Consider the following 24,933-nt stretch of genomic DNA (forward strand, 5'->3'; position numbering starts at 1 on the left):
ATTAACCAGATAGTGTTATCAAAATGTTAAGAAAAACAAGTTTTATGCATTCTACTAAACATTAAAACGATTTTATCTTTAAATGATAAGTAAAATTTAATTTTTCAATTTAATGTTTATTTTTTTTATTAAAATCATAATAATAACTCCGAACTAAGCCCGCACAAATGTCATAATCATTCTATTTTGTAGGGATTTTTAAAATTATATAAGAAAAAACGCCGTAATTTTTTAAATTATGGCGTTTACACTTTCAAATAAATTTGACTGTATTATTTCTTGCCTAAGAAATGATTAAGCAAAAATGAAGTCGAACTATCATGCGCTTTTACCATTTTAGAATCAATTTCCTCTAAAATAGAATTCGCCAATTGTTTTCCTAATTCAACTCCCCATTGGTCAAAACTAAAGATGTTCCAGATAACTCCCTGCACAAAAATCTTATGCTCGTATAAAGCAATCAAAGAACCCAAACTTTTTGGAGTGAGCTTATCAATCAGGATCGTATTCGTTGGTTTGTTTCCTGTAAAAACTTTAAACGGTAATAAATAAGCTGCTTTCTCTGCAGAAAGACCTTGTTTGTCAAACTCTGTCTGAACCTGCGCAACTGTTTTTCCGTTCATCAAGGCTTCTGTTTGTGCAAAAAAGTTAGACATCAGTTTATTGTGATGATCTTCATTTCCGTATAATGGTTTTATGAAACCGATAAAATCAGTTGGAATTAATTTTGTTCCCTGATGAATTAATTGAAAAAAAGCATGCTGTGAATTGGTTCCCGGTTCTCCCCAAATGATGGTTCCGGTTTGATAGTTCACCGGTTTTCCGTCACGACCAACACTTTTTCCATTGCTTTCCATGGTTGCCTGCTGTAAATAAGGAGCCAATTTTTGCAGATATTGTGTGTATGGAATCAAAGCCTCACTTTCGGCACCGTAAAAATTATTGTACCAAACACTTAATAAAGCCAAAATTACCGGAATGTTTTGATCAAATTCTGCCGATTTGAAATGTTCGTCCATTTCGTTGGCGCCTTTCAATAAATCATTATAATGATCAAAACCAATCGCTAAAGCAATGCTCAAACCAACTGCACTCCACAAAGAGAACCTTCCACCAACCCAGTCCCACATAGGGAAAACGTTGTCTGGATTAATTCCAAATTCGGTTACTTTTTGGATATTGGTTGAAACTGCCACAAAATGTTTGGCAATATCATCCTGAGAAGCCGATTTCAAAAACCATTCTTTAATAGTTTCTGAGTTTGATAAGGTTTCCTGAGTTGTAAAAGTTTTAGAAACAATCAAAAACAATGTGGTTTCTGGATTTAATTTTTTGATTACTTCATTAACGTGGTCACCATCTACATTTGAAACGAAATGAACATTTAAGTGATTTTTGTAAAATTGCAAAGCTTCAACAGCCATTACCGGACCAAGATCTGAACCTCCGATGCCTATGTTTACTATATCCGTAAAAGCTTTTCCTGTAAAACCTTTTCTGTTACCTGAAATAACTTCATTTGTAAAGCTTTTGATTTTGTTCTTTACTTCATAAACTTCCGGAATTACATTATCTCCGTCAACTTTTATTACTGCTGATTCTGATGCACGCAAAGCTGTATGCAAAACCGCTCTGTTTTCTGTCTGATTGATGATTTCTCCCCCAAAATAATCCGCAATAGCATTTTTCAAACCAATTGAATTCGCCAGTTCTAACAAAAGTGAAACAGTTTCTTTACTAATATTGTTTTTAGAATAATCAACCAAAAAGTCATTCCATTGCAAGTTGAATTTTTCTACACGATTAGCATCTTGCTGAAATAATTCCTGTATCGTAGTCGCCTGAATTGCGTTGAAGTGGTTTTGAAGATTTTTCCACGCATCAGTTCCGGTTGGATTTGTTGTGTTTAAAGCCATTTGTTTTAAAGTTTTTTTTAGAAACACAAAAATACTGAAATTCCTATTTAATACTTCTTAACATGACAATTAGTTACGAAAACGATTTATAAGAGTGATAAAAGTTTAAACTATTCTATTTTTATTTTTTCCCAGGCGGCAACTAAATCTCCTTCCATATTTATATCTGATATCTCATAATATTCAAGGTGATTTTTAGATGTTTTTCTAAATAGTTTTTTGAAGTCCTTGTCAATAAAATATTTATCATTCAAAACAAAGGAGAATGATTTGATTTCTTTCCATTTGGATTTTTTTAAACTATATATGGTAATGGCTTTATATCTGCTAGCGCATGAAGAATAATACTCCGCTATTTCACTTTTTCCGTCTTCATCAATATCTCCAATATTTATAATGCTAGAGGGATGACAACAATTTGAATCAGTTAATATACGTGGAATTGAGTTATCTGTAAAATAATACGAATCACCTTCTTCACAATAATTCAGTGCATGTAAAACGAATACTGAATCAGCTTTATTATCTCCATTTAAATCTCCTAAATTATTATAACCTTCATTGTAAAATTCATCGAACAATTTCTTTCGAAGCCAAATAGGATAACATTCTTTCTTTCTACTTTCAATTTCATACTTTGAAATATCCAGTTTAAATTTTCCTTTAAGAATTGAATCATTGATGAACTGAATATCATTTGATAAGACAGAATCTTTAGACGTGCCATTTTTTATGAAAACTAATTGCCACTCATAAGAAAGTTGATTTATAGGTTCTAAAAATAACTTTTTTGATCCGGTTCTTTCTTCTATGTGTTTTTCTTCTATTTTTCTTTCACAAGACACTATTACGAGACAAATAATAAAAACGAAAAGTCTTTTAATAAAGTTCATCATTATAACTACCAAATCTTCCACCACGGCTTTTTATTAATTTCAATTGTTTTTTTATCCTTGTTGATTTCAATCCTTTTTAGTTCTTCAGTTTTTATAGTTGAATCATCAAAAAATAGTTCACCGTTTTCACTCATTCCAATTGGTGATTTGGTTCTTTCTTTCCAACTTTCTGTTTGTAATCCGGGAATTGAAGGCGAATTGACTTTTGAAATAAATTTTTGTCTGGCTTTTTCAGTTATCTCCTCTTCAATATTAGAAGTTGAATTTTTAAAGAGTGAAATAGAATTATCCGGAATGTGAAGTAGAAAAACCTGAGTTTTGTTTTCGATTTTCTGAATATCCAAAATCTTGAAAAAGGATATTTCATCCAAAAGAAAATGTCCTGTTTTTGCCGATTCAGGATTAAATTTCGCCAAATCTTTTGCGTTGGCACTTGCTATTAAATACCTGAAATTTCCTGAAAGTCCTGCACCAATAGAAGTCATATCAGTAAAACCTTTTTCCTTTATAATTTGTCCAACTTTGTATTTTTCAATTAAGCTGTCAGACAAATTAGCATCTCTGTAAAATAGCTTTAAATCTGAAAAAGTTTCATCAAGAAGTTCTCTAATGCGCTTATTTTTCATGTTTCACTTCTGTAAAATTACAGGTTTCCAATACTATCCAATTCTCTTTTTAGAGGTTCAATCTGTTTAGCAAAACGCTGTTTATCATTTCCGGTTAATGATTCCCCGGTCGGCAAATTAAGTCGGAGTGCATCTACCTGAACGCCATTTTTCCAGAAGCGGTAACAAACATGAGGTCCAGAAGCTAATCCTGTACTACCAACAAGTCCTATCGTTTGGCCTTGTGTCACACGCTGCCCACGACGAACTAAAATTTTAGACATGTGTAAATACTGGGTCGAATAAGTCCCGTTATGCTTCACTTTTACAAAATTTCCGTTCCCCGCCGTATAGCCTGTTTGCTCAACTACTCCCGAAGCTGTTGTAGAAATCGGAGTTCCTCTTGGAGCTGCATAATCAGTACCTTTATGGGCTTTCCACCTGTGCTGTACAGGATGAAACCTGTTCATGGTAAATCTTGAGGTAATCCGGCTAAATTTAATTGGGGTTTTTAAGAAGAAATTTTTAAGTGTTTTTCCTTCATCATCATAGTATTCAATTTTTCCGGAAAGAGTGTCTTTTTCAAACGGAAAAGCATAAATAATTTTACCTTTATATTCAAAAAATGCTGCCTGCAAATCTTCTACACCGTCGTAGGTTTTACCATTGATGAAACGTTCTGTGAAAATTAAACCGTAACGGTCTCCTTTTTTAAGCTTAAAAAAATCAATAGACCAAGAAAACACTTTGGTAATTCGGCTGGCAAGCGCGGCTTCTACACTGTTATTTCCTAAGGTTTCAGATAAAGAGCTTTTTAAAACTCCGCCAATTATTTTACGTTTGAACGTAACCGGTTTTACTTTTTTATAAGCTTTTGCAAGACTATCCCTGAAATCGATCACATAATAAGTAAGTGCGTCAGGCTGATATATAAAAACCTGCAGCTTATTGGTTTTATTCTTTGATCTAAGAAGTGTATAAGGTTTATTGTATCGAATGGCCCGAACATTAAATGAATCCTTTACCTGACTAACAATATCATAAACTCTTTTATTGCCGATATTCTGACCTTGAATTATGGTTCCAAAAGAATCACCTTTTTTTATTGTATCATGAATAACATTGAAATCTCCGTAATTAAATCCAAATTCAACTTTTTTAGATTTTGGTTTAGTAATTTTAATTTCAACTATCTCCGCTTTTTTATCACATGAAATTATTGAAAATAAGATGATTATAATTACGAATACTTTTTTCAAACTTTTATTTTTTTTCAGGAAATTAAACTGATGTCTCGTTTCCCCAATTAGACAATTCTTCTTCGGTCCACAATTTAGGAAAAAAGATGCGTCTTTGAAATTTTGGATGCATATATTTTTGCCAGTCGCTTCCTCCAGTAGCTTCTCCATTACCTTTTCCGCTTTCCAGAATATACTTTACAGCTGTATTTAAATGCTGCATTACCCATGTAACATTTACTGTATAATCATAATGGCGCATCGCTTTTATCAATTGACTATTTTGCTGGTCTTCGATTGGTAACTGGATAAATTTCTGCCAGATATTCTTAGTCTTAAATGCTGACATTTGGCGCAGGAACTGACCTTTGTATTTCTTTTCGAATTCCTGTAGTAAATAAGATTTTTCACCTGTATGATAATCTTTCCCTGCTGCCTGCCAATATAAATGTTCGAAAGAAGTTTCTACATCGGTATTATCATCAAAGCCTGCCCTATATCTTCGATCGGTTAAATTGAGAACATCTGTTGAACCAAATTCGATCATTCTGTATTGGGCACTCTGAAAACCGCTTGCAGGTGTCAAAGTATTTCTAAATTTCATGTATTGATCCACCTCCATTCCGTTTTCCATAATGCTGAAAGAATTGGCCAGCATATCAAAATAACGGGTAATTCTGGAAAGTCTTTCGCTAAAAAAAACTGCCTGAATATTTTCAGTATCTGCAATTTGATCAATTTCCCACAGGATCATTTTAAAAATCAATTCGTTAACCTGATGATACATAATAAAAACCATTTCATCGGGAAGCGTAGTACGTTGTATCTGAAGGTTTAAAAGTGCATCTGTTTGTATGTAGTCCCAATATGTTATTGGTTTAGACCAAAGCAATCCTTCGAGCTGAACATCTGTTTTTTGATTTATAGCTTTAAATTTAAGATCAATTTCATTGAGGATTGATTCAGAATTATCTGTGGTATTCATTATTTTTTTACTTTAAATGGATATTTTAATCCTTTGTATTCGTCTATATCGGCTTTAAGTGAACCTACTGCCAAATCGGCTTTAATTCTAACAGGAACTTTATTATTATCATCTGTTATCCAAAGCGTTACACTCTCTTTTTCTTTAAAAACACGGCCTGTTTGTACCAAAGGCTTAAAAACCATACAGGAAACGGTGCCAAATTTAGTTGTAATATCCTGACGACCTATATATTTTAACTTAAATTTTGTGATCTCCTCATCAAAAAACATATCGATTGTAATGGATTCACCCGATTTTAATTTATCGATGTCCGGATGATTACGCAAATAATAAAAAGCCGAAATAATGTCCTGTGCCTGATCAGTAACAATAATTGTTTTTTCAGTTTTACGTTTATAATCCTTTACCAAAACCCGATTTTGTGACTGAATAAAAAAACCCTCCTGATTTTTTGTATAGCCACCTTCATTTATTTTTCGGATGTAGCGATAAGGATCACCGCTAACTTTATCAAAATAGCTTTCGTATAAGTCTTCTACCTTAAAGAAAAATTTAGACATGCCGGTTGTGTAACCTTTACCTACTGCATGAAATACTTTTTTATTATTTATAACAGCCTCCTTAACTTCTAAAGTAGCATAACCTGCATTTACAATTCCGTAATGAATCCTGAATTTGAAATATTCCCCCACATCAAAAGCATCTTCTTTATAGGTATCAAAACTTAATGTGGAGAGCATTAAGATGAATAGAGCTAGTTTTTTCATAATAAGATATTTGACCGTTTAGCAGTAACAAAGGCAAATTTTATTCCAAATATACCAAAACAAAAAAACTCAGTCAACGAATGACTGAGTTTTTATGCTATTAACTAACCAAAAAACTATAAATTATGAAAATTTATATCAATCAGGAAGGAAACCACCCCTTCCTGATTTGCGAGTGCAAAGATAGACACAAAGATTAGATAATAAACAGCAAAATACTAGTTTAACAAAACATTTGCATAAAAACGATTAATTTATAGTGGTTTTTTTTACAATATCTAAAAATTTTGAGTTTTACAATGTCCCTCTCAATTCCTGCTCTCTTTCTATTGATTCAAAAAGGGCTTTAAAGTTACCTGCACCAAATCCTTTTGCCCCCATTCGTTGTATAATTTCGAAGAAAAGTGTTGGTCTGTCCTGAACAGGCTTTGTAAATATCTGTAATAAATACCCGTCTTCGTCTGCATCGACCATAATGGCTAATTTTTCAATTTCGCTTAAATCTTCTTTCATCATTTCCATATGAACACCCAGTCTTTCCGGAATCGCTTCGTAATAAGTATGCGGAGGAGCAGATAAAAATTCTACACCGCGGGCTTTCAACTGTGATACCGTTTTAATTATATCATCTGTCGCAATGGCGATATGCTGAATTCCGGGTCCGCCATAAAAGTCCAAATATTCTTCAATCTGAGATTTTTTCTTTCCTTCAGCCGGTTCATTAATCGGGAATTTAATCCTACCGTTTCCGTTGGACATTACTTTACTCATCAAAGCTGAATATTCGGTATTGATTTGTTTGTCATCAAATGATAAAAAATTTACGAATCCCATAACATCTTCGTAAAATTTCACCCAGGTATTCATTTCGTTCCAACCCACATTTCCAACCATATGATCAATATATTTTAATCCGGTCGTTTCCGGATTGTAATCTGATTTCCATTCTTTATAACCAGGCAGAAAGACTCCATTATAGTTTTTTCTTTCTACAAAAATATGAACCGTTTCTCCATAAGTGTAAATTCCGGAACGGACTACTTCTCCAAACTCATCGCTTTCTACCGTTGGTTCCATAAACGAACGGGCACCACGTTTCATGGTTTCTTCATAAGCGCTTCTGGAATCTTCAACCCAAAGTGCTGCAACTTTTACACCATCTCCATGTTTTTTCAGGTGTTCATTTATTGGAGAATCCTGTGTTAATGGCGTTGTCAGAACAATCCTGATTTTGTCCTGCTTTAAAACATAAGATGCCTTGTCTTTTACTCCGGTTTCTAACCCGGCATAGGCCAATGACTGATATCCGAAAGCTGTTTTGTAATAATGTGCTGATTGTTTTGCGTTTCCTACGTAGAATTCTACATAATCTGTTCCTAATAACGGAAGAAAATCCTGTGCTCCTTCAAATATTTTTTCTAATCCGTATTCTACTGATTTTACTTCTTTTGACATAATGTTTATTTGTTTAATCGGTTATGTGATGAACCGAAATGTTGTTTTGAGTTTTTGATTTTTTAGCCCTGATAGAAGTGGAAATCCTTTTTTATTGCTTTTTCTGCAATAAAAAAGATTGCAGCGAATAGCAGGAAATAGCTCCTAAAACTTTATGTTATTTTGCAAATGAGATTGCTTCGCTCCTCGCAGTGACTACTCGGTCCAGGACTTATAATACTGTCCATCATCCAGCCCCATTGCTTCTTCTGTTACCATAAGCGGCCTGAAGGTATCAACCATAACGGCTAATTCCTGAGTTTCTTTGTGACCAATACTACGCTCCATAGCACCAGGTGCAGGACCATGCGGAATTCCTTTTGGGTGTAAAGTGATATGTCCCTGCTTGATATTGTTTCGGCTCATAAAATCACCATCAACATAGTACAGAACTTCATCGCTGTCTATATTACTGTGATTGTAGGGTGCCGGAATTGCTTTTGGGTGATAATCGTAAAGTCTTGGGCAGAATGAACAAACAACAAAAGTTGCCGTTTCGAAAGTTTGATGTACCGGAGGCGGTTGATGTACGCGCCCGGTTATAGGTTCAAAATTATGAATGGAGAATCCGTACGGAAAATTGTAGCCGTCCCAACCCACAACATCAAAAGGATGTGTGGCGTAAACGACTTCGTGTATCATTCCTTCTTTTTTGATTTTAATTAAAAAATCGCCTTTTTCATCATGCGTTTCCAATTCGTTTGGCAGAATAAAATCACGTTCGCAAAATGGCGAATGTTCTAAATGCTGGCCCGATTGGTTTTTATAGCGTTTTGGTGTATAAAAAGGAGAATACGATTCTACGTAAAATAGTCTGTTTTCTGTAGTCTCAAATTCAATTTGGTAAATTATGCCTCTTGGAATGATAAGATAATCGCCATATTCGAAAGGAATATTTCCTAACATGGTTCTTAATTTTCCTTTTCCTTTGTGGATGAACAGCATTTCGTCAGCATCTGCATTTTTGTAAAAATAATTACGAAGCGATTCTTTTGGAGCTGCCAATCCAATAATACAGTCTTTATTGACCAGCATGGGTTTACGGCTATCTAAAAAGTCTGTTTCAGGTTTTAATTCAAAACCTTTAAAAAGTAATGATTTTATATTTTTTCCGATTGCAATTTTGGGTTCAACGGAATATGACTTTAAAATTTCTTTGACCTGAGTGGGTCTGTGAACATGATATGACAATGATGAATGTCCGTGAAAACCTTCGGTACCAAACAATTGTTCGTAATAAAAACCTCCCTCAGGTTTTTCGAACTGGGTGTGTCGTTTTTGCGGAAAGTTTCCGAGTTTGTGATATAATGGCATGGCTTTTCAATTAGATAATTTGTAAATTAGATAATTCGAAAATGTGAATTGTGTGAACAGATAATCAGCTCATTTCTAAGAATGACTAACCATCTCAATTCAGCCGTTTACTCAGGATTTCTCTTGATAAGGAATTGAAGATACTCTAATAAACCTGTCCATTTTGTTTTCATTACAACAAATATCGTACTTTTTATCGAGTTAAATTACAAATTAAAATGAAAATCCTATATTAAACCAAGTATATCCTTTAGGGTTTTCAGGAGACCATGAATATTTTACTTCAATGGGACCAATGATAGTCTCTAAACCATATCCTACTGCATAACCGGAATATTTGGGCATATCGACCCAGTCTACAGTGCTAAAAAGATCATCACCAAGATTCGCATAATTGGCAGAAAAATTAAGGTGGTTTTTTCCAAATATCTCATAATCTAAAGTTATGGCGGCCTTTATATAACTATCGCCTGCAATGCTCAGAAAATCATAACCATAAAAATATTTGAAGTTATTTACTTTATTATAACCATATCCTCCCAAAATATAATTAAAAAAGGATACACTATCATTACCAAAAGTAAATCCCGCATCTGATTCAAATTTTATGGTTGCTTTATTAAAAACTGTTCTGGCAATTCCAATTTCAGCCTTTGCAGTAGAAAAAGGATTAAACTGTCCTGTATAATTAGAAGATGCCAGATAAGTCTGAACATCTCCAGAGAAATACCAGCCTGTTTTTGGAAAACTTTTTTTATCAAAAGAATCGTATTTTAAATATCCGAAAAGACTGAAATAATTACTTTGATCAATTGTTGCATTCTGTTCGAGTGTTGGGGATTTTATTTTTAAAAATTTATATTCCAGACCACCGCCCATTAGGAATTTTTGGACAAAAATAGTTTGAAAATAGGCTTGATTTGAAATGTCAAGAAAATCAACATTAATCAAGTTTTCCTGATTCCCTATAATCTGGCTACTGATACTCTCTGTGACATTTCGGTTAAACTGATTGAGCCTGGAATTAAACCCAAAGCTAATATTAAACCCGTTTTCTACATAATAGTTAAAATCATATCTGAAATTATCTCCAAGAATAATATCCAGGGAAGTATTATCATTTTTGAGAAATGTTCTTCTGTGGGTTATGTTTAACAAGACAGCACTTTTGTAAAGTCCGTCATAATGCAGTCCTAATTTCAAATAAGTGTGCGTTGGATTTTCTTTCAGGACAAGATTCAAATCATCTTGATTGCCGTTTGGTTCTAGTGAATAAGAGATCGCACTAAAATTATGTGTGGCATCTATGTTGTTTATTCCTACGCGAAGATCTTCATAGGTTATGGTACTGCCGGACTTAAAACGAAGCTTGCTTGTAATATATTCTCTCGTATAGTCTTTCAGTTTACTACTGTTTATCTTTTTTATTTTAAGTGTATCGGAGGCTATTTTTAATTTAGGTTTTTTATAAAGATTTTGCTGATCTGCCAAAGCTTTAATTTTTTCGTAAACTTCAAATGTGGCATCTTCTCCTCTTTTGATAATTTCTCCTCCTCTATCAAATGAAATAACGCCAAAATCACGAATGTCCGGTTTTATGTAAATATCCGTATTCTGTCTTTTGGCCCTCATCTTTTCGATAGACTGAAGATTTGTAATCTGCACCAGGATCCTTGTAGCATCCTTAAGTCCTTTTCTGTTCTGCAAATCATCCTGAACATCGACTCCTATAATAAGATCAGCTCCTAAATTTCGAACCTCCTTAATAGGGTAGTTGTTCACAACACCTCCGTCAACCAATAATTTGCCGTCTACTTCAACTGGAGAAAATAATGACGGAAAAGAAGCACTCGCAATCATTGCCTGAGCCAGATTGCCTTTATTGAGCAAAACCTCTTCACCCGTTTCGATATTAGTTCCAATACATAAAAAGGGGATTGGCAGCTGATTGAAATCGCGAACATGACGTACATTTCTGGTCAGGCTGCTTAATAAATTGTAATTGTACATCCCTTTTGAAAGTGCTTCGGGGATTCCGACTTTCATATTGCTAAAAGGAAGCACAATAGCATATAATTCATCGTTTCGCTTCCCATAGAAATTTTTGGAACCTCTTGGGATGTAGTCATTAATTAATTCATCAAAATTGGTTTTTTTGAATATAGAATCAATTTGTGCTGCATTATATCCTGTTGCATAAAGCCCTCCGATTATGGCACCCATGCTCGTACCACCTATATAATCTACTTTGACTCCTGCTTCTTCTAAAACTTTTAAAACACCAATATGGGCAAATCCTTTGGCACCTCCTCCACTTAGGACCAAACCAATTTTGGGTCTTTTGATACTATCGTTTTTATTTTCTTGTGAAAACAGGTTTTGCGGAGCAAGGACTAAAAGAATGAAAAACACTAATGCCTCGCCCCAGATGGAAATGGAAAACTGCGAGAGACGAAAAGGTATTTTTTCCTGTAAAAAAAGAGCGACCAAAGAAGCTCCTTTTTTTGCAGAAGAAAAAAAGCTTTTTGACCGAGTATTTGAAATGTACAGCTGGATTAGGCGCATAAGAAAAGTACTAATTGATTTTGTAAAAGTCGACAATTTTTTTGGCTTTTGATGCCCCCACAACATCAGAAATTTCTTTTTCTGTAGCTAGTTTCAATCTTTTAACACTCTTAAAATGTTGTATTAACGTAAGCATTGTTTTTTCGCCAATGCCCGGAATATTCTCTACAGACGAATTGAGGGCTGCTTTGCTGCGCTTGTCGCGGTGAAAAGTGATTCCGAAACGGTGTGCTTCGTTTCGTAATTGCTGAATAACCTTTAATGTTTCGGACTTTTTATCCAGATATAACGGAATCGAATCTCCGGGATAAAACAGTTCTTCAAGGCGTTTCGCAATTCCGATTATGGCAATTTTACCCCGCAATCCCAATTCATCAATACTTTTTAGGGCGGCGGATAATTGCCCTTTCCCACCATCAATAATAATCAGCTGCGGAAGGGGTTCGTTTTCATCGAGCAATCGTTTATAACGACGATATACAATTTCAGTCATTGACGCAAAATCATCAGGTCCCACAACGGTTTTTACGTTAAAATGGCGGTAATCTTTCTTGCTTGGTTTGCCGTCTTTAAAAACTACACAGGCTGCTACTGGATTTGTTCCCTGAATATTGGAGTTATCAAAACATTCGATATGTCTTGGCTCAGTTGGCAAACGCAGGTCTTTTTGCATTTGCGCCATGATCCGGTTTACGTGCCTGTCGGGATCTACAATCTGTAATTGTTTGAGCTGTTCTATTCGGTAAAATTTAGCATTTCGAATCGACAAATCCAGAATTTGCTTTTTGTCTCCAAGCTGTGGAATGGTTATTTTAATGTTTTCACCTAAATCCAATTCAAATGGAACAATAATTTCTTTTGATAATAACTGAAAACGTTCCCGAAGCTCAATTATAGCTAATTCTAATAATTCTTCATCACTTTCATCTAGCTTTTTCTTAATCTCTAAAGTATGTGAACGAATAATGGATCCGTGCGATATTTGGAGAAAATTGACATAGGCGGCACTTTCGTCAGACACAATCGAAAAGACATCAATATTGGTAATCTTAGGATTCACAATGGTTGATCTTGATTGATAATTTTCGAGAACTTCTATTTTTTCTTTGATTTTTTGTGCTTCTTCAAAACGTAAATCCTGTGCATATTGACTCATTAAACGTTTAAAATCTTTCATGCTTTCCTTGAAATTTCCCTTTAGGATTTCGCGGATTGCATCAACTTGTCGCTGGTAATCTTCTAATGACTCTATTCCTTCGCATGGCCCTTTGCAATTACCGATGTGATATTCCAGACAGACTTTAAACTTACCTGAATTAATATTGGATTGACTTAAATCATAATTGCAAGTCCTCAACGGGTACAATTCCTTGATTAAATCCAAAATCGTATTTACCATTTTGAAATTAGTATATGGGCCAAAATATTCAGAGCCGTCTTTTATCATTCTTCTGGTCAGGAATATTCTGGAGAAAGGTTCTTTTTTGATGCAGATCCAGGGATAACTTTTATCATCACGAAGCAGCACATTATAACGAGGCTGCAGGCTTTTGATTAAATTATTTTCTAATAAAAGTGCATCGGTTTCCGTAGGAACAACAATATGTTTGATGGTTACGATTTTTCGAACCAATACATTTGTTTTTCTGGTGTCGTGAATTTTATTGAAATAAGAAGAAACTCTTTTTTTTAAATTTTTGGCTTTTCCAACATACAATATCTTTCCCTCCTTATCATAATATTGATAGACTCCGGGATTGTCCGGCAGGGTTTGAATTTGAAGTTCTAAAGACGGTATTGGCATGCTGTTTTATTTCTGGAGAATATTAAAATATCATTGTCAAAATAACATTCTGGTGTGTACTAGAAAGCTTAACGCTGAAATCTTTTCAAATTTACGAAATCAAAAGAATAATTTCTATATTAGAGCCTGTTTAAAATTCGACATGAAAAACAATGCCCCTATGGTTCTTTTTGGCGAATCGATTTTGCCCGGAGAAAACAAAACGATCAATGTAGAAATCGCCAGATTACACACTACAACTAAACTTAATATTCCGATTATTGTTCGGCGTTCCAAAATTGACGGGCCTGTAGTTTTATTTTCTGCCGGAATTCACGGCGACGAAATAAATGGTGTTGAAATCGTACGCCAGATCATCAGTAAAAAAATCAACCGTCCTACACGGGGAACTATCATTTGTATTCCGATTATTAATATTTACGGATTTGTCAATAAATCAAGGGAATTTCCTGACGGACGTGACCTGAACCGTGTTTTTCCGGGAAGCAAAAAAGGCTCTCTTGCCAGTCGGTTTGCTTTTCATATAACCAATCAGGTATTGCCGCTTATTGACTATGCGGTAGATTTTCATGCCGGTGGTGCCAGTCGGTTTAATGCTCCGCAAATTCGTATTACCGAAAACAATCCTGAATTGAAGGTTCTGGCTGATGTTTTTGATGCCCCATTTACCCTGTATTCGAAGAACATTAATGGTTCTTTTAGAAATACTTCTGAAAAAGCCAGCGTTAAAATGTTACTCTTTGAAGGCGGAAAGTCATTAGACATCAATGATCCTGTTGCTAATGAAGGTATAAAAGGAGTGAAACGTTTGCTTCATTATCTCAATATGCTGGACCCAAAACACATTGTTGAAAAAGCCGACTTTCCTTCCATTTATATAAAAAATTCGGTTTGGTTACGGGCAAAGCAATCCGGTTTGTTACACGATTACAATATGATTACCAAATTTGTAACCAAAGGAACTATTTTAGCAACTATTACGGATCCCTTTGGAAAATTTGAACAAAAAGTAAAAGCACCCCATGATGGTTTTGTTATCAATGCCAATCATTCGCCAATTGTTTATGAAGGCGATGCCATTTACCACATCTCTAAAAATATTGACGAAAATGCCAACGAGTAAAAAAGAGCTGCGCCTACATTATAAAAAACTGAGAAAAAAACTTTCTGAAGAAGATCTTGAGCAAAAAAGTCTGGATATTACCAATCAATTAATCCATTTACCCATTTGGGATAAAACGTATTATCATGTTTTTCTTCCTATCGAAGAACAAAAAGAGGTAAATACTGAGTTTATTTTACACTTGCTTTCAGGAAAAGATAAAGAAATTGTGGTTTCTAAAAGTGATTTTGAAACCCGGATTATGACTCATTTTTTATTGACCGACAATACCAAAATCAAAAAAAACGAATATAATATTCCGGAACCTGTAAATGGGCTGACTGTTCCTTCTCAAACTATTGAGGTAGTTTTTGTACCACTCTTGGCTTTTGATATTTTTGGCAACCGTATTGGCTACGGGAAAGGATTTTATGATAAGTTTTTAGCCGAATGTAAATCGGAAACCATCAAAATCGGGCTTTCCTTTTTTGAAGCTGTAAGTCAGATTGATGATGTGTTTGAATCGGATATAAAACTGGATTATTGTGTGACGCCAAATAATATTTATGAGTTTAAATAAAACTATCTAAAAACATATACCTGTAACATATGATTAACGTAAATCTAAATAAACAAATTCTAGGACGATGGATTAACGATGAAATCGAATATGTTTTTTCTCAAAATAATACATTTCAAATTGCATACCCAAATAATGAAAAATTAATTAATGGCTATTATTCTATCAAAGAAAAAGTAGTCGAATTTACTTACGTTGATTATAGTCATGTTTGGAAAAGTAATATTGAATATATTGATTCAAATCAACTTCAATTAAAATATTTATTAGATAAAAAAGTTAAAAATTATAATTTAAAAAAAATAGCTGACAATTACAGCCTAAAAAAAATTAATGCACTAGGTAAAACCAGTTTATTAATCCTTTCAGCATTTAATGAGCAATATTATCCAATCCTATTAATGAATGAGGAAATAAAAGATTCCTTATTTTTTGATTATTTTGAAAAACCAGAAAAGCCAAAGTTTACAGAAAAAGAACCAGAAAAAACTAATGGTTTTTTATTTTACATTTTATTTGTAATTATTGGTTTTTTAATTTTTAATTACTTAAAAACTTTTATAGGGTTACTATTTATTTTTTTGGGAATGTATCTAATATTTACTAATCCTGAAAAGAAAAAGTACCTTAAAGAAAAGAATGATTTTGAAAATTATAAAAAGAGTTATGAATCTCAACTAAAAAAATACTATCATGAAATAACGTTAAATGAAGAAGATTTCCTCAAATTAAAAAATAAAGAAAAAATCAGTTCAATATTACGAAAGACTAAATACTCAATTGGCACGGATTATATTAAAGGATTAAGTCATCAATTTTTCTTAAATCATTTAATTCACCATTTAGGAAGTAAGCATAATAACTCAAAAGGCATTTTAGAAAGCTTAACATATTTAAATAAATATTTTACTCACAAACCTACATCCAGACCTTATGTATCTGATTTTGCATATGTAAATGATGAAATTGGTCTAGTATTGTTGATTGAAATTGATGAACCATATACAATACAGAATAAAGAACCAATACATTTAAACGACAACGATAGAAACTCTTTCTTTTTAGAGTTAAACTGGATTATTATTAGATTTTCTGAAGAACAAATATTAATGTATCCGAATGAATCTTGCAATTTTATCTCTGAATTAATTTTAGAATTTGAAGAACCTTCTGGCAGATTGGGATTACCTAATTCTTTACCATTTATTGAAAGATGGAATGATTTTAATATACATAGATTGATTAATTCCAATTATAGAGAAAATTATTTAAAAACAAATAAAAACAAACTCTAACTATTTCATTAATAAATTCTTATCTGAATACAAACCCGAAACTATCAAAATTAGACATTCCTTTTTTGAAACCGTAGCCCAGATTGATGATGTTTTTGAATCGGATATAAAACTGGATTATTGTGTGACGTCGGAGGAGGTTTATAGGTTTTAATGCTATTTCACCATAATCCCTTCAACAAAAAGAATCGGCACTTCTTCAGTATTACTTTCGTTGATTGAGTTGGATTTGAAGATAAACTTTTTATCGTATAAAGTATTTCCAATAAAGAATGTTACCATAAATTCATTGTTCAAAACCAAAAGACTCTTTTCGATCATTTCGATTTTTACAACCGAAACAGCCGGAACCTCAACAAAGGCATGACGTAAAACAGATGTTTTTTTCATCTCACCGTCGATTGTTCCAAATGCTTTTGAAACGACCATGACGCTCTCCAGATTAAAATCGCTGTCGTTTACCAGATAAGCATACCATACTTTTTCCATAAAATCGTCGCTCCATTCCTGAACAGCGGCTAAGAATACGTTTTCTACTTCGGGGATTGTTATGTCTTTTTTCATCGTTTAGTAAATAGTAAAAAGTAAATAGTGATTAGAAAGAAAGCTCTTCACTAATCACTATTTACTAGTAACTTATTTTTTAAATATTTGCTTTAAATTGCTCTAAGAAACGAACATCATTTTCGTAAAACATACGGATATCTCCAATTTGGTATAAAAGCATCGCAATACGCTCTACCCCCATTCCGAAAGCAAAACCGTTGAATTCGTCCGGATTGATATCGCAATTTTTAAGAACGTTTGGATCAACCATTCCACAGCCTCCAATTTCCAGCCAGCCGGTTCCTTTTGTGATACGGTAATCGGTTTCGGTTTTTAAACCCCAGTAAATATCAATTTCGGCACTTGGTTCTGTAAATGGAAAGTAAGACGGGCGCAGACGAATCTTAGATTTTCCAAACATTTCTTTGGTAAAATAAAGTAGTGTCTGCTTCAAATCGGCAAACGATACATCTTTGTCAATATATAATCCTTCTACCTGATGGAAAATACAGTGTGAGCGGGACGAAATGGCTTCGTTACGAAAAACACGTCCCGGAGAAATGGTACGGATTGGCGGTTTATGATTTTCCATATAACGTACCTGAACAGATGATGTATGCGTACGCAACAGCACATCAGGATTGGTCTGAATGAAAAAAGTATCCTGCATATCACGTGCCGGATGGTATTCAGGTAAGTTCAGTGCAGTAAAATTATGCCAGTCGTCTTCGATTTCCGGACCTTCAGAAACGTTGAAACCAATGTTGGCAAAAATATCTATAATTTGATTTTTAACAATCGAAATAGGATGTCGTGAACCAATAATTACAGGCTCAGGTGAACGCGTTAAGTCTCCAAAAAAGCCTTTTACTTCTTCTTTGCTTTCTAGTTCTTCCTGAATGACCCTTACTTTTTCTTCAGCAACCGCTTTTAAAGTATTTATTACCTGACCGAAGTCTTTTTTCTGGTCGTTTGGGATATTTCTGAATTCGGTAAAAAGTTCTTTTAACAACCCTTTACTTCCTAAATATTTAATGCGAAACTGTTCTAAAGATTCTTTATTTTTATCATTAAAGGCTTTTGCTTCCTCTATATGTTGTTTTATCTTGTCTATCATTTCCATTCTTCAATTGAGCGTACAAATTTAAGGAAAAAAGTGAGATATTAGATGTGAGAAATCAGAAGTATTCTAAAAGTTCTGTTATATTTTCGGACTAAAATCTAAAATCTTCTTCGCGAATTTAATTTTTAATCAATAAGTTCTCTTTCTAAAAAGTAATTTACGATTGCTTCTTTCATTAAAACGGACTGTTCTCCTGCTTTTAATGCAGGTAATTGTTCTTTTACTTTATAATGTGGCCAGCCTTCATCATCAAAATATTCGAATTCGTAAAAGCCGTAAGGTTCTAATAATCGGCAAATAGCAATATGCATTAAGTTCAGTTTTTCATCTTTTTTGAATTCACGGTGTACTTTTCCGAGTTCCTGAACTCCAATCAGGTAAATTATGGCATCCAAATCCAGATCTTCTCCTTGTGAAAACTGATTGGAGAGTATATCGACGAGCTTTTCCCAGCGCTCTTTAAGTTGTGTATCTCTTGACATTTTTATAATATGACTATAGAATTTCAGGCTTTAGATTTTAGATTGTGCGAACCTAAAATCCATGCTCTTAACTATTAATTAGTTTGCAAAGATAGTAACTACAAACACGTTAAAAAATTAAACACATCAAAATACAAGAAAATATGTCATACTTCAAAAGTTAATTTTCATTCTCTTCTCACAACTATTAATAGCTGTAAAATGAAATACCTTTTATAATAAGAAACGATATATCAAACCAATGAAATCAAGCTATCATCGAAAATGCTAACCCAATTTCAAATTAGCAACAACTATACTTGACCAAAAAGCTAATGCCAAAATATCTTGTTTTTTTATTAAAATTATTCTTTTATAATTTTAATTTTATATAATTTGCCATTTGCAAAAACCTCTACAAAATAAACCCCATTATTGAATGAAGATAAATCTGTAAAATTATCTTTATGCAAAGACGTTTTTACTAGCTTTCCTTGTACATCATACACATTTACTTTTGAAATATCTTTTAGGTCATTAAAGTAAATTTTGTCTTTGGTTGGATTTGGATAAAAACTTAATTTTGTATCTAATTCATAAGAATTAGTAGAAAGTAAAGAACCTGTAATTGAACTAAAATTTTTCCATACATCTGCATCTTTATAAGCAGCCTCTGTGCCAGCAGGAACATTTAAAGTACAAGAATTTTGGTAATGATCACCAGCAAAAACAAGTGGGTCTATAATAAGTGGCGAAGTAATATAGCAATTTACCGTTTTTAATCCAGAACAAAGATAAAAAGCACCAACATCAATAAAAGTTACCGAATTTGGAATAGTCATCGAAGTTAATCCTTTACATCCATAAAAAGCACCCACACCAATAAAAGTTACCGAATTTGGAATAGTTAACGAAGTTAATCCTGAACATTCAATAAAAGCACTGCGACCAATAAAAGTAACCGAATTTGGAATAGTTATCGAAATTAATCCTAAACATTCTCCAAAAGCACCATCACCAATAGAAGTAACCGAATTTGGAATAGTTAACGAAGTTAATCCTGAACATTCTCTAAAAGCCTCAACGCTAATAGAAGTAACTGAATTTGGAATAGTTACAGAAGTTAATCCGGAACATTCTCTAAAAGCTCCAACACCAATAGAAGTAACCGAATTTGGAATAGTTACAGAAGTTAATCCGGAACATTTTCTAAAAGCCTCAACTCCGATAGAAGTAACAGAATTTGGAATAATTAATGAAATTAATCCCGAACAATCATAAAAAGCATAACTACCAATAGAAGTAATCGAATTTGGAATAGTTAACGAAGTTAATCCTGAACAATCATAAAAAGCATAATCACCTATAGAAGTAACCGAATTTGGAATACTTATCGAAGTTAATCCAGAACAATTATAAAAAGCATAATTACCTATAGAAGTAACCGAATTTGGAATAGTTACAGAAGTTAATCCGGAACACCCATAAAAAGTACTAGGACTAATAGACGTTACTGAATTTGGAATAGTTATCGAAGTTAATCTGGAACAATTATAAAAAGCCTGATAATCAATAGAAGTAACAGAATTTGGAATACTTATCGAGGCTAATCCGGAACATTCAGAAAAAGCACCAGGACCAATAGAAATAACCGAATTTGGAATAGTTATCGAAGTTAATCCGGAACATCCATAAAAAGCACCAGGACCAATAGAAATAATCGAATTTGGAATAGTTAACGTAGTTAATCCGGAACATCCATAGAAAGCACTAAGACTAATAGAAGTAACATCATAATTTTGAGAGTTAAAAACAACCACCGCTGGTATATTTGCAACACCTGCATAACCCGAATTAGCAGCAACTGCTACTTTATGATTAGGAGTATTAGTTATGGTGTAATTTATACCGTTGTAGGTAAAATTTTGTCCGTAATTGAGGGTTGTTAAAAATAGCGATAACAACAAAAAACGTAATTTTGTTTTCATTATAAATTCTATTATATAGTTAATTTACAAAACTTTGTAACTGCTGGGTTGACTTAAATTTGATTCAAAGATAATCTTTAGTTTTTAAATTCATTTAACAAAATATTTACTTTTAAACGTGTATTATTAATGGCAAATTTTAAAAGCGAATGCCTTGAGATTTTATTCTTTCTGATAATTTTATAATTCCATTATATTTGTACCTTACATTAAACTAAAACAGAAACATGAGTTTTTTCGATATAATTTTAGGGGCACTTCTGGCCTTCAGTTTATACAAAGGGATTAAAAATGGTCTTTTTGTAGAAGTAGCATCTTTTGTTTCCTTGTTACTGGGAATTTATTTAGCCATAAAATTTTCTTCACTGGTTAAAAACGTTATCATTAAATATGTTTCCTGGAATCCAAATACAGTACAGGTAACCGCTTTTATCCTGACTTTTATTTTGGTGGTAATCGGAGTTTATTTTTTAGCAAAAATTTTAACCGGAATTGCTGATTTTGCTTATTTGGGATGGATCAACAAATTGGGCGGAGGTGTTTTCAGGATTTTGAAAACAGTTTTGATTGTTAGTATTTTTATTACTCTTTTTGAGAAAATAAACTTCAATCATACTTTCGCTAAAAAAGAAACCTTAGATCATTATATTTTTTATAACCCGATTAAAAAAGTAGCGGCTTTTGTATATCCTTCGATTGAAAAAGGATATGAAAAATTGAAAAAAGCGAATGCTGAAAAGTCTGCAGAAAAAGAATAGTGCTATAAATACCATTATCATCCTGAACGGAGTCAAGGCTTTTTAAATATTAATGAGCTTCGACTCCGCTCAGCCTGACACATCATTAATCCTTACTTTTATTAACCCTGATTAGGCACCTGAGGAAATAAATTTTTCAGAATAATCAGCATCATTCCAATGACATTCACTGATGAAGTAGTAAGTAAAGTGATCAGTACATTTTCTGAAAGATTCAGTTCCAACAGATTGTGGTTAAAATACAAAATGGAGATAACAGCTGCCAGCCACAGAAAAATAATGAACGAAAAAATATAAGTAAGATACCTTCTTAGGATTGTATCTTCTACAAACCTCCCTAATTTTGCATTCCCTAATCTGTCTTCCAGAATTTGGTTTTGAATACGGGCATTATCAATATCAACTGGCCTGACTGCGGCAGTATTTTCAATAGAAATATTGCTTAAATTGAGTAAAGACATCTTAGTTCGCAATTGGTTTTAAATTATTGTAATGCTCAAAAATATCATCATCAGAAATAACAGCGTTAGAATCCTTTTGATATACTTTTTGCCAGGGAGTGCCTTCAATATGGGTTAGGGCACTTAAATATATTCCGTCAAACCTTCCATAAACATCCCATATTTTATCTAAAAACTTTTCATCTTCACTTGTGATTCTTTCGTCTTTGGTGGCATTTGGAATTTTTTCAGTAATTTTTTCTTTCTTATATTGCTTTATACTGTAATACAAAGAAGGAAAAACAGGTCCAAAATCCCAGGCAATCGGGTTTTCATCGATCAGTCTTTCTTTTTTATCTGTCAGGGCCAAATACCAGCCATAAGCAATATACGTTAGTTTGATTATTTTCATAGGAGTAAGATTCCCTGTTTTGGAATATTTATCTATAAAATAATTAGCGACTGTTGTTGGATTGTAAGACATAATTATAAAATATTATTTATCAAAGTTAGCTAAAATTAGATTGCTTTACAATTATGGGTTCTATTGTTTTGCTAATCAGAATAGTGATTAAAAAAAATAGAGGCAGTTAATTAGCTACCTCTATTTTTCTTACCAGTTTATCTCTACTTTCTGTCCTTTTTTTAACGTGATATTTTGTTTTTTATCTCCACTGATTAAAGTTGTTTTTCCTCCATTTTTAGAAGAAACTGAAATTTTACTTATTGTTTTATTACTCCATTCCATTTCAATTTCGAATCCTCCCCGCGCGCAAAGCCCTTTTACAGAACCGGTTTCCCAGACATCTGGAAGAGCAGGAAGTAATCGGATTTCGTTTTCATCAGACTGAACCAGCATTTCGGCTACTGCTGCGGCACCTCCAAAATTCCCATCAATCTGAAATGGCGGATGGGCATCAAACAAATTAGGATATGTTCCTCCACCTCTCCTCGGATTTTCTGTTTTCTTCCCATCAGGATCAACGTAACGAAGTAATTCACGATACATTTTATAAGCTCTGTTTCCGTCAAGAAGCCTGGCCCATAGGTTAATACGCCATCCTTTTGACCAACCTGTGGTTTCATCACCTTTTATTTCTAAAGTTGTTCTGGCAGCATTGGCTAACTCAGGTGTTGTTAAAGGCGAAATATGATTCCCCGGAAACAATCCAAATAAATGAGATTGATGACGGTGTTTCGGTTCCTGATCTTTCCAGTCAAAATACCATTCTTGTAAATTTCCGGCTTTACCAATTTGGTAAGGATATAATTTTGAAAGTGCCTTTTCAAGTTTTATTCTAAATTCTGCATCTGTTTTTAAAACTTTAGAAGCTTCAATTGCATTAGAGAAACACTGTCTAATCATGGCTAAATCAGCAGCACCGCCATACAAAGTAGCACCCACATAACCGCTCGGGGTAATGTACAGGTTTTCGGGAGAAGTAGACGGAGAAGTAACTAAATAACCATTTTTATCTTCAACTAACCATTCTAAACAAAATTGTGCTGCTCCACGCATTAAATCATAACCTTGATTTTTAAGATAATTTAAATCCTGAGAAAACATATAATGTTCCCAAATATGTGTACTCAACCAGGCACCTCCCATATTCCAGCAAGCCCAGTTAGGATCTCCGCCACCAAAATTTCCAACAGGATTACTCATCGCCCAGATATCAGAATTATGAGCCACCGCCCATCCATTCACCCCATAAAATGTTTTTGCTGTTATTTTACCGGTTTCAGAAATGTTTTTTATAAAACTCAAAAGAGGCTGGTGTAGCTCAGAAAGATTGGTATTTTCTACCAGCCAGTAATTCTCCTGAACATTGATGTTTGTGGTATAATTACTGCTCCAGGGCGGTCGCATGTAAGGATTCCAAATACCTTGCAGATTAGCAGGAACACCTAATGTCCTTGAACTACTTATAAGTAAATATCGTCCGTATTGAAAATAAAGAGTCTCTAAATTTTTATCTTCTTCACCATTTGAATAACGCAATAAACGCTCGTCTGTTGGCAAATTAGGAGCCGATGTTTTTCCTAAGTCTAAACTCACGCGCTTGAATAATTTTTGGTAATCTGAAATATGAGCTTCTTTTAATGACGTATACGATTTAGAAATAGCTTTCGCCATATTTTCCGCTGCAATTGCCTTGTCATCTAATCCTTCAGTGCTAGGATTTTTGTCAAAACCATTAAAACTGGTAGCTATAGAGACAAAAATCAAAGCTTCCGTTGCATTTTTTACGCCAATTTTATTATCAGTAATAATAATGATGCCACCCGTATTTTTAATCTGAACCAAACTTGTAAAGCGAGTTCCTCTATTTTCATCAAAAAGGACTGGATTATCACTTTTAACATAACTTGGTTCTGCATGATATGGCGCATAACCATTAATTTTTAATTGATTTTTACTCGCATCCGTTTTAAATTTCAATAAACTTTCAAAATCTATTAAAAAATTCAGGTTGTTCTTTTTACCAGATGTTATCTTAATAACCATGATTTGATCAGGGGCTGAAACAAAATACTCACGAGTATATTTTACATTGTCAATTTCATAACTAATTTTGGAAACCGCATTATTTATATCTAATTCCCTGTAATAATTAGTGGCTTTAGTATCTTCTTTAAAATGCGAAATATGCAATGTGCCAAGTGGCGAAAAAGACTGAGAATAAGAGCCTTCTAATTTTTTATTTAATTCATCCGCCAACTTATAGTCTTCATTCTTCAATGCTGTCCTAATAGCCGGTACATTTTTATAGGCCTCGGGATTCATATTCCTATTTACTGGTTCTCCCGACCAAAGCGAAATGTCATTTAGATAAATTTTGTCTGAACTGACTCCGCCGAAAACGGTAGCCCCCATCTTTCCGTTTCCTAAAACCAGTGTTTCTTCAAAAAATTCGGCTGGCTGATTGTACCATAAAACATGGCTCGACTGGGCCTTAATTTTTCCACAAAAAATGGCAATGACAAAAACTAAATATAACTTTTTCATAAAAATATGATTTTAATCTTCAGTACAGACGGAGGCAGTACAG

General features: G+C 33.5%; 21 protein-coding genes. 4 read left to right on the forward strand and 17 right to left on the reverse strand.

The window, feature by feature from the left end; genetic code table 11:
* Positions 1 to 272 precede the first annotated feature (272 nt).
* The 10 genes from pgi to uvrC form a co-directional block, all read right to left on the reverse strand.
* Positions 273 to 1,916, reverse strand: coding sequence for a glucose-6-phosphate isomerase (pgi, locus tag DMB65_RS13270; protein ID WP_110307121.1), 1,644 nt, complete (start codon positions 1,914 to 1,916; stop codon positions 273 to 275).
* Positions 1,917 to 2,026: 110 nt separating this feature from the next.
* On the reverse strand, positions 2,027 to 2,833 hold the full coding sequence (locus tag DMB65_RS13275; RefSeq protein WP_123955343.1) for a hypothetical protein: 807 nt from the start codon (positions 2,831 to 2,833) through the stop codon (positions 2,027 to 2,029).
* Entirely contained in the window at positions 2,818 to 3,438 is a 621-nt protein-coding gene (locus DMB65_RS13280) for a hypothetical protein (RefSeq protein ID WP_110307123.1), read from the reverse strand. Before DMB65_RS13280 ends, DMB65_RS13275 begins: the two co-directional genes overlap by 16 nt.
* Positions 3,439 to 3,455: 17 nt before the next feature.
* Positions 3,456 to 4,676: a M23 family metallopeptidase gene (locus tag DMB65_RS13285; protein WP_110307124.1), complete on the reverse strand. Its 1,221-nt coding sequence runs from the start codon at positions 4,674 to 4,676 to the stop codon at positions 3,456 to 3,458.
* Between the two features lie 22 nt (positions 4,677 to 4,698).
* Entirely contained in the window at positions 4,699 to 5,640 is a 942-nt protein-coding gene (locus DMB65_RS13290; RefSeq protein ID WP_110307125.1) for a tryptophan 2,3-dioxygenase family protein, read from the reverse strand.
* A complete protein-coding gene (locus DMB65_RS13295) occupies positions 5,640 to 6,410 on the reverse strand; it encodes a DUF3108 domain-containing protein (RefSeq protein WP_110307126.1) in 771 nt (256 codons plus the stop codon). The genes DMB65_RS13290 and DMB65_RS13295 overlap by 1 nt, the downstream gene beginning before the upstream one ends.
* A 294-nt stretch (positions 6,411 to 6,704) precedes the next feature.
* Positions 6,705 to 7,865 (reverse strand): 4-hydroxyphenylpyruvate dioxygenase, encoded by a 1,161-nt coding sequence (gene hppD, locus DMB65_RS13300; RefSeq protein ID WP_110307127.1) that lies wholly within the window; start codon positions 7,863 to 7,865, stop codon positions 6,705 to 6,707.
* Between the two features lie 195 nt (positions 7,866 to 8,060).
* The gene (locus tag DMB65_RS13305) at positions 8,061 to 9,218 is read right to left on the reverse strand and encodes a homogentisate 1,2-dioxygenase (protein ID WP_110307128.1); all 1,158 of its coding nucleotides are present in this window, start codon (positions 9,216 to 9,218) and stop codon (positions 8,061 to 8,063) included.
* Positions 9,219 to 9,431: 213 nt separating this feature from the next.
* Positions 9,432 to 11,708 (reverse strand): patatin-like phospholipase family protein, encoded by a 2,277-nt coding sequence (locus DMB65_RS13310; RefSeq protein ID WP_230470673.1) that lies wholly within the window; start codon positions 11,706 to 11,708, stop codon positions 9,432 to 9,434.
* Between the two features lie 85 nt (positions 11,709 to 11,793).
* Positions 11,794 to 13,587: an excinuclease ABC subunit UvrC gene (gene uvrC, locus DMB65_RS13315; RefSeq protein WP_110307129.1), complete on the reverse strand. Its 1,794-nt coding sequence runs from the start codon at positions 13,585 to 13,587 to the stop codon at positions 11,794 to 11,796.
* A gap of 142 nt (positions 13,588 to 13,729) precedes the next feature.
* On the opposite strand from uvrC, the gene DMB65_RS13320 reads away from it, so the two are divergent.
* Genes DMB65_RS13320 through DMB65_RS13330 form a run of 3 tightly spaced genes read left to right on the forward strand, consistent with a single transcriptional unit; the run spans position 13,730 to position 16,564 of the window.
* Positions 13,730 to 14,710, forward strand: a complete 981-nt coding sequence (locus tag DMB65_RS13320) for a succinylglutamate desuccinylase/aspartoacylase family protein (protein WP_110307186.1) — start codon at positions 13,730 to 13,732, stop codon at positions 14,708 to 14,710.
* A complete protein-coding gene (locus DMB65_RS13325) occupies positions 14,697 to 15,269 on the forward strand; it encodes a 5-formyltetrahydrofolate cyclo-ligase (RefSeq protein ID WP_110307130.1) in 573 nt (190 codons plus the stop codon). Before DMB65_RS13320 ends, DMB65_RS13325 begins: the two co-directional genes overlap by 14 nt.
* Before the next feature lie 29 nt (positions 15,270 to 15,298).
* Positions 15,299 to 16,564, forward strand: coding sequence for a hypothetical protein (locus DMB65_RS13330; protein WP_110307131.1), 1,266 nt, complete (start codon positions 15,299 to 15,301; stop codon positions 16,562 to 16,564).
* 156 nt (positions 16,565 to 16,720) lie between these two features.
* Here the strand turns inward: DMB65_RS13330 and DMB65_RS13340 are convergent, their stop codons facing one another.
* From DMB65_RS13340 to DMB65_RS13355, 4 genes are all read right to left on the reverse strand, one after another.
* Positions 16,721 to 17,128, reverse strand: a complete 408-nt coding sequence (locus tag DMB65_RS13340) for a hypothetical protein (RefSeq protein WP_110307132.1) — start codon at positions 17,126 to 17,128, stop codon at positions 16,721 to 16,723.
* Positions 17,129 to 17,207: 79 nt separating this feature from the next.
* A complete protein-coding gene (gene pheS / locus DMB65_RS13345; protein WP_110307187.1) occupies positions 17,208 to 18,227 on the reverse strand; it encodes a phenylalanine--tRNA ligase subunit alpha in 1,020 nt (339 codons plus the stop codon).
* A gap of 131 nt (positions 18,228 to 18,358) precedes the next feature.
* Entirely contained in the window at positions 18,359 to 18,715 is a 357-nt protein-coding gene (locus DMB65_RS13350; RefSeq protein ID WP_110307133.1) for a hypothetical protein, read from the reverse strand.
* Between the two features lie 344 nt (positions 18,716 to 19,059).
* Entirely contained in the window at positions 19,060 to 20,682 is a 1,623-nt protein-coding gene (locus DMB65_RS13355) for a leucine-rich repeat domain-containing protein (protein WP_110307134.1), read from the reverse strand.
* Between the two features lie 227 nt (positions 20,683 to 20,909).
* Between DMB65_RS13355 and DMB65_RS13360 the strand changes: the two genes are divergently transcribed.
* Entirely contained in the window at positions 20,910 to 21,440 is a 531-nt protein-coding gene (locus DMB65_RS13360) for a CvpA family protein (protein ID WP_110307135.1), read from the forward strand.
* Positions 21,441 to 21,541: 101 nt separating this feature from the next.
* On the opposite strand, the gene DMB65_RS13365 is transcribed toward DMB65_RS13360, so the two are convergent.
* From DMB65_RS13365 to DMB65_RS13375, 3 genes are all read right to left on the reverse strand, one after another.
* On the reverse strand, positions 21,542 to 21,901 hold the full coding sequence (locus DMB65_RS13365) for a hypothetical protein (RefSeq protein ID WP_110307136.1): 360 nt from the start codon (positions 21,899 to 21,901) through the stop codon (positions 21,542 to 21,544).
* Between the two features lies 1 nt (position 21,902).
* A complete protein-coding gene (locus DMB65_RS13370; RefSeq protein ID WP_110307137.1) occupies positions 21,903 to 22,364 on the reverse strand; it encodes a Panacea domain-containing protein in 462 nt (153 codons plus the stop codon).
* Positions 22,365 to 22,493: 129 nt separating this feature from the next.
* The gene (locus DMB65_RS13375) at positions 22,494 to 24,890 is read right to left on the reverse strand and encodes a glycoside hydrolase family 95 protein (RefSeq protein WP_110307138.1); all 2,397 of its coding nucleotides are present in this window, start codon (positions 24,888 to 24,890) and stop codon (positions 22,494 to 22,496) included.
* Between the last annotated feature and the right edge of the window lie 43 nt (positions 24,891 to 24,933).

Source organism: Flavobacterium cheongpyeongense (assembly GCF_003202435.1).
GTDB lineage: Bacteria > Bacteroidota > Bacteroidia > Flavobacteriales > Flavobacteriaceae > Flavobacterium > Flavobacterium cheongpyeongense.

Bases quoted from the DNA above. Each gene is read 5' to 3' on its own strand.
- pgi (WP_110307121.1), bottom strand. From the start codon at position 1,916: ATGGCTTTAAACACAACAAATCCAACCGGAACTGATGCGTGGAAAAAT.
- DMB65_RS13280 (WP_110307123.1), bottom strand. From the start codon at position 3,438: ATGAAAAATAAGCGCATTAGAGAACTTCTTGATGAAACTTTTTCAGAT.
- DMB65_RS13290 (WP_110307125.1), bottom strand. From the start codon at position 5,640: ATGAATACCACAGATAATTCTGAATCAATCCTCAATGAAATTGATCTT.
- DMB65_RS13295 (WP_110307126.1), bottom strand. From the start codon at position 6,410: ATGAAAAAACTAGCTCTATTCATCTTAATGCTCTCCACATTAAGTTTT.
- hppD (WP_110307127.1), bottom strand. From the start codon at position 7,865: ATGTCAAAAGAAGTAAAATCAGTAGAATACGGATTAGAAAAAATATTT.
- DMB65_RS13305 (WP_110307128.1), bottom strand. From the start codon at position 9,218: ATGCCATTATATCACAAACTCGGAAACTTTCCGCAAAAACGACACACC.
- uvrC (WP_110307129.1), bottom strand. From the start codon at position 13,587: ATGCCAATACCGTCTTTAGAACTTCAAATTCAAACCCTGCCGGACAAT.
- DMB65_RS13320 (WP_110307186.1), top strand. From the start codon at position 13,730: ATGAAAAACAATGCCCCTATGGTTCTTTTTGGCGAATCGATTTTGCCC.
- DMB65_RS13325 (WP_110307130.1), top strand. From the start codon at position 14,697: ATGCCAACGAGTAAAAAAGAGCTGCGCCTACATTATAAAAAACTGAGA.
- DMB65_RS13330 (WP_110307131.1), top strand. From the start codon at position 15,299: ATGATTAACGTAAATCTAAATAAACAAATTCTAGGACGATGGATTAAC.
- DMB65_RS13340 (WP_110307132.1), bottom strand. From the start codon at position 17,128: ATGAAAAAAGACATAACAATCCCCGAAGTAGAAAACGTATTCTTAGCC.
- pheS (WP_110307187.1), bottom strand. From the start codon at position 18,227: ATGATAGACAAGATAAAACAACATATAGAGGAAGCAAAAGCCTTTAAT.
- DMB65_RS13350 (WP_110307133.1), bottom strand. From the start codon at position 18,715: ATGTCAAGAGATACACAACTTAAAGAGCGCTGGGAAAAGCTCGTCGAT.
- DMB65_RS13355 (WP_110307134.1), bottom strand. From the start codon at position 20,682: ATGAAAACAAAATTACGTTTTTTGTTGTTATCGCTATTTTTAACAACC.
- DMB65_RS13360 (WP_110307135.1), top strand. From the start codon at position 20,910: ATGAGTTTTTTCGATATAATTTTAGGGGCACTTCTGGCCTTCAGTTTA.
- DMB65_RS13365 (WP_110307136.1), bottom strand. From the start codon at position 21,901: ATGTCTTTACTCAATTTAAGCAATATTTCTATTGAAAATACTGCCGCA.
- DMB65_RS13370 (WP_110307137.1), bottom strand. From the start codon at position 22,364: ATGTCTTACAATCCAACAACAGTCGCTAATTATTTTATAGATAAATAT.
- DMB65_RS13375 (WP_110307138.1), bottom strand. From the start codon at position 24,890: ATGAAAAAGTTATATTTAGTTTTTGTCATTGCCATTTTTTGTGGAAAA.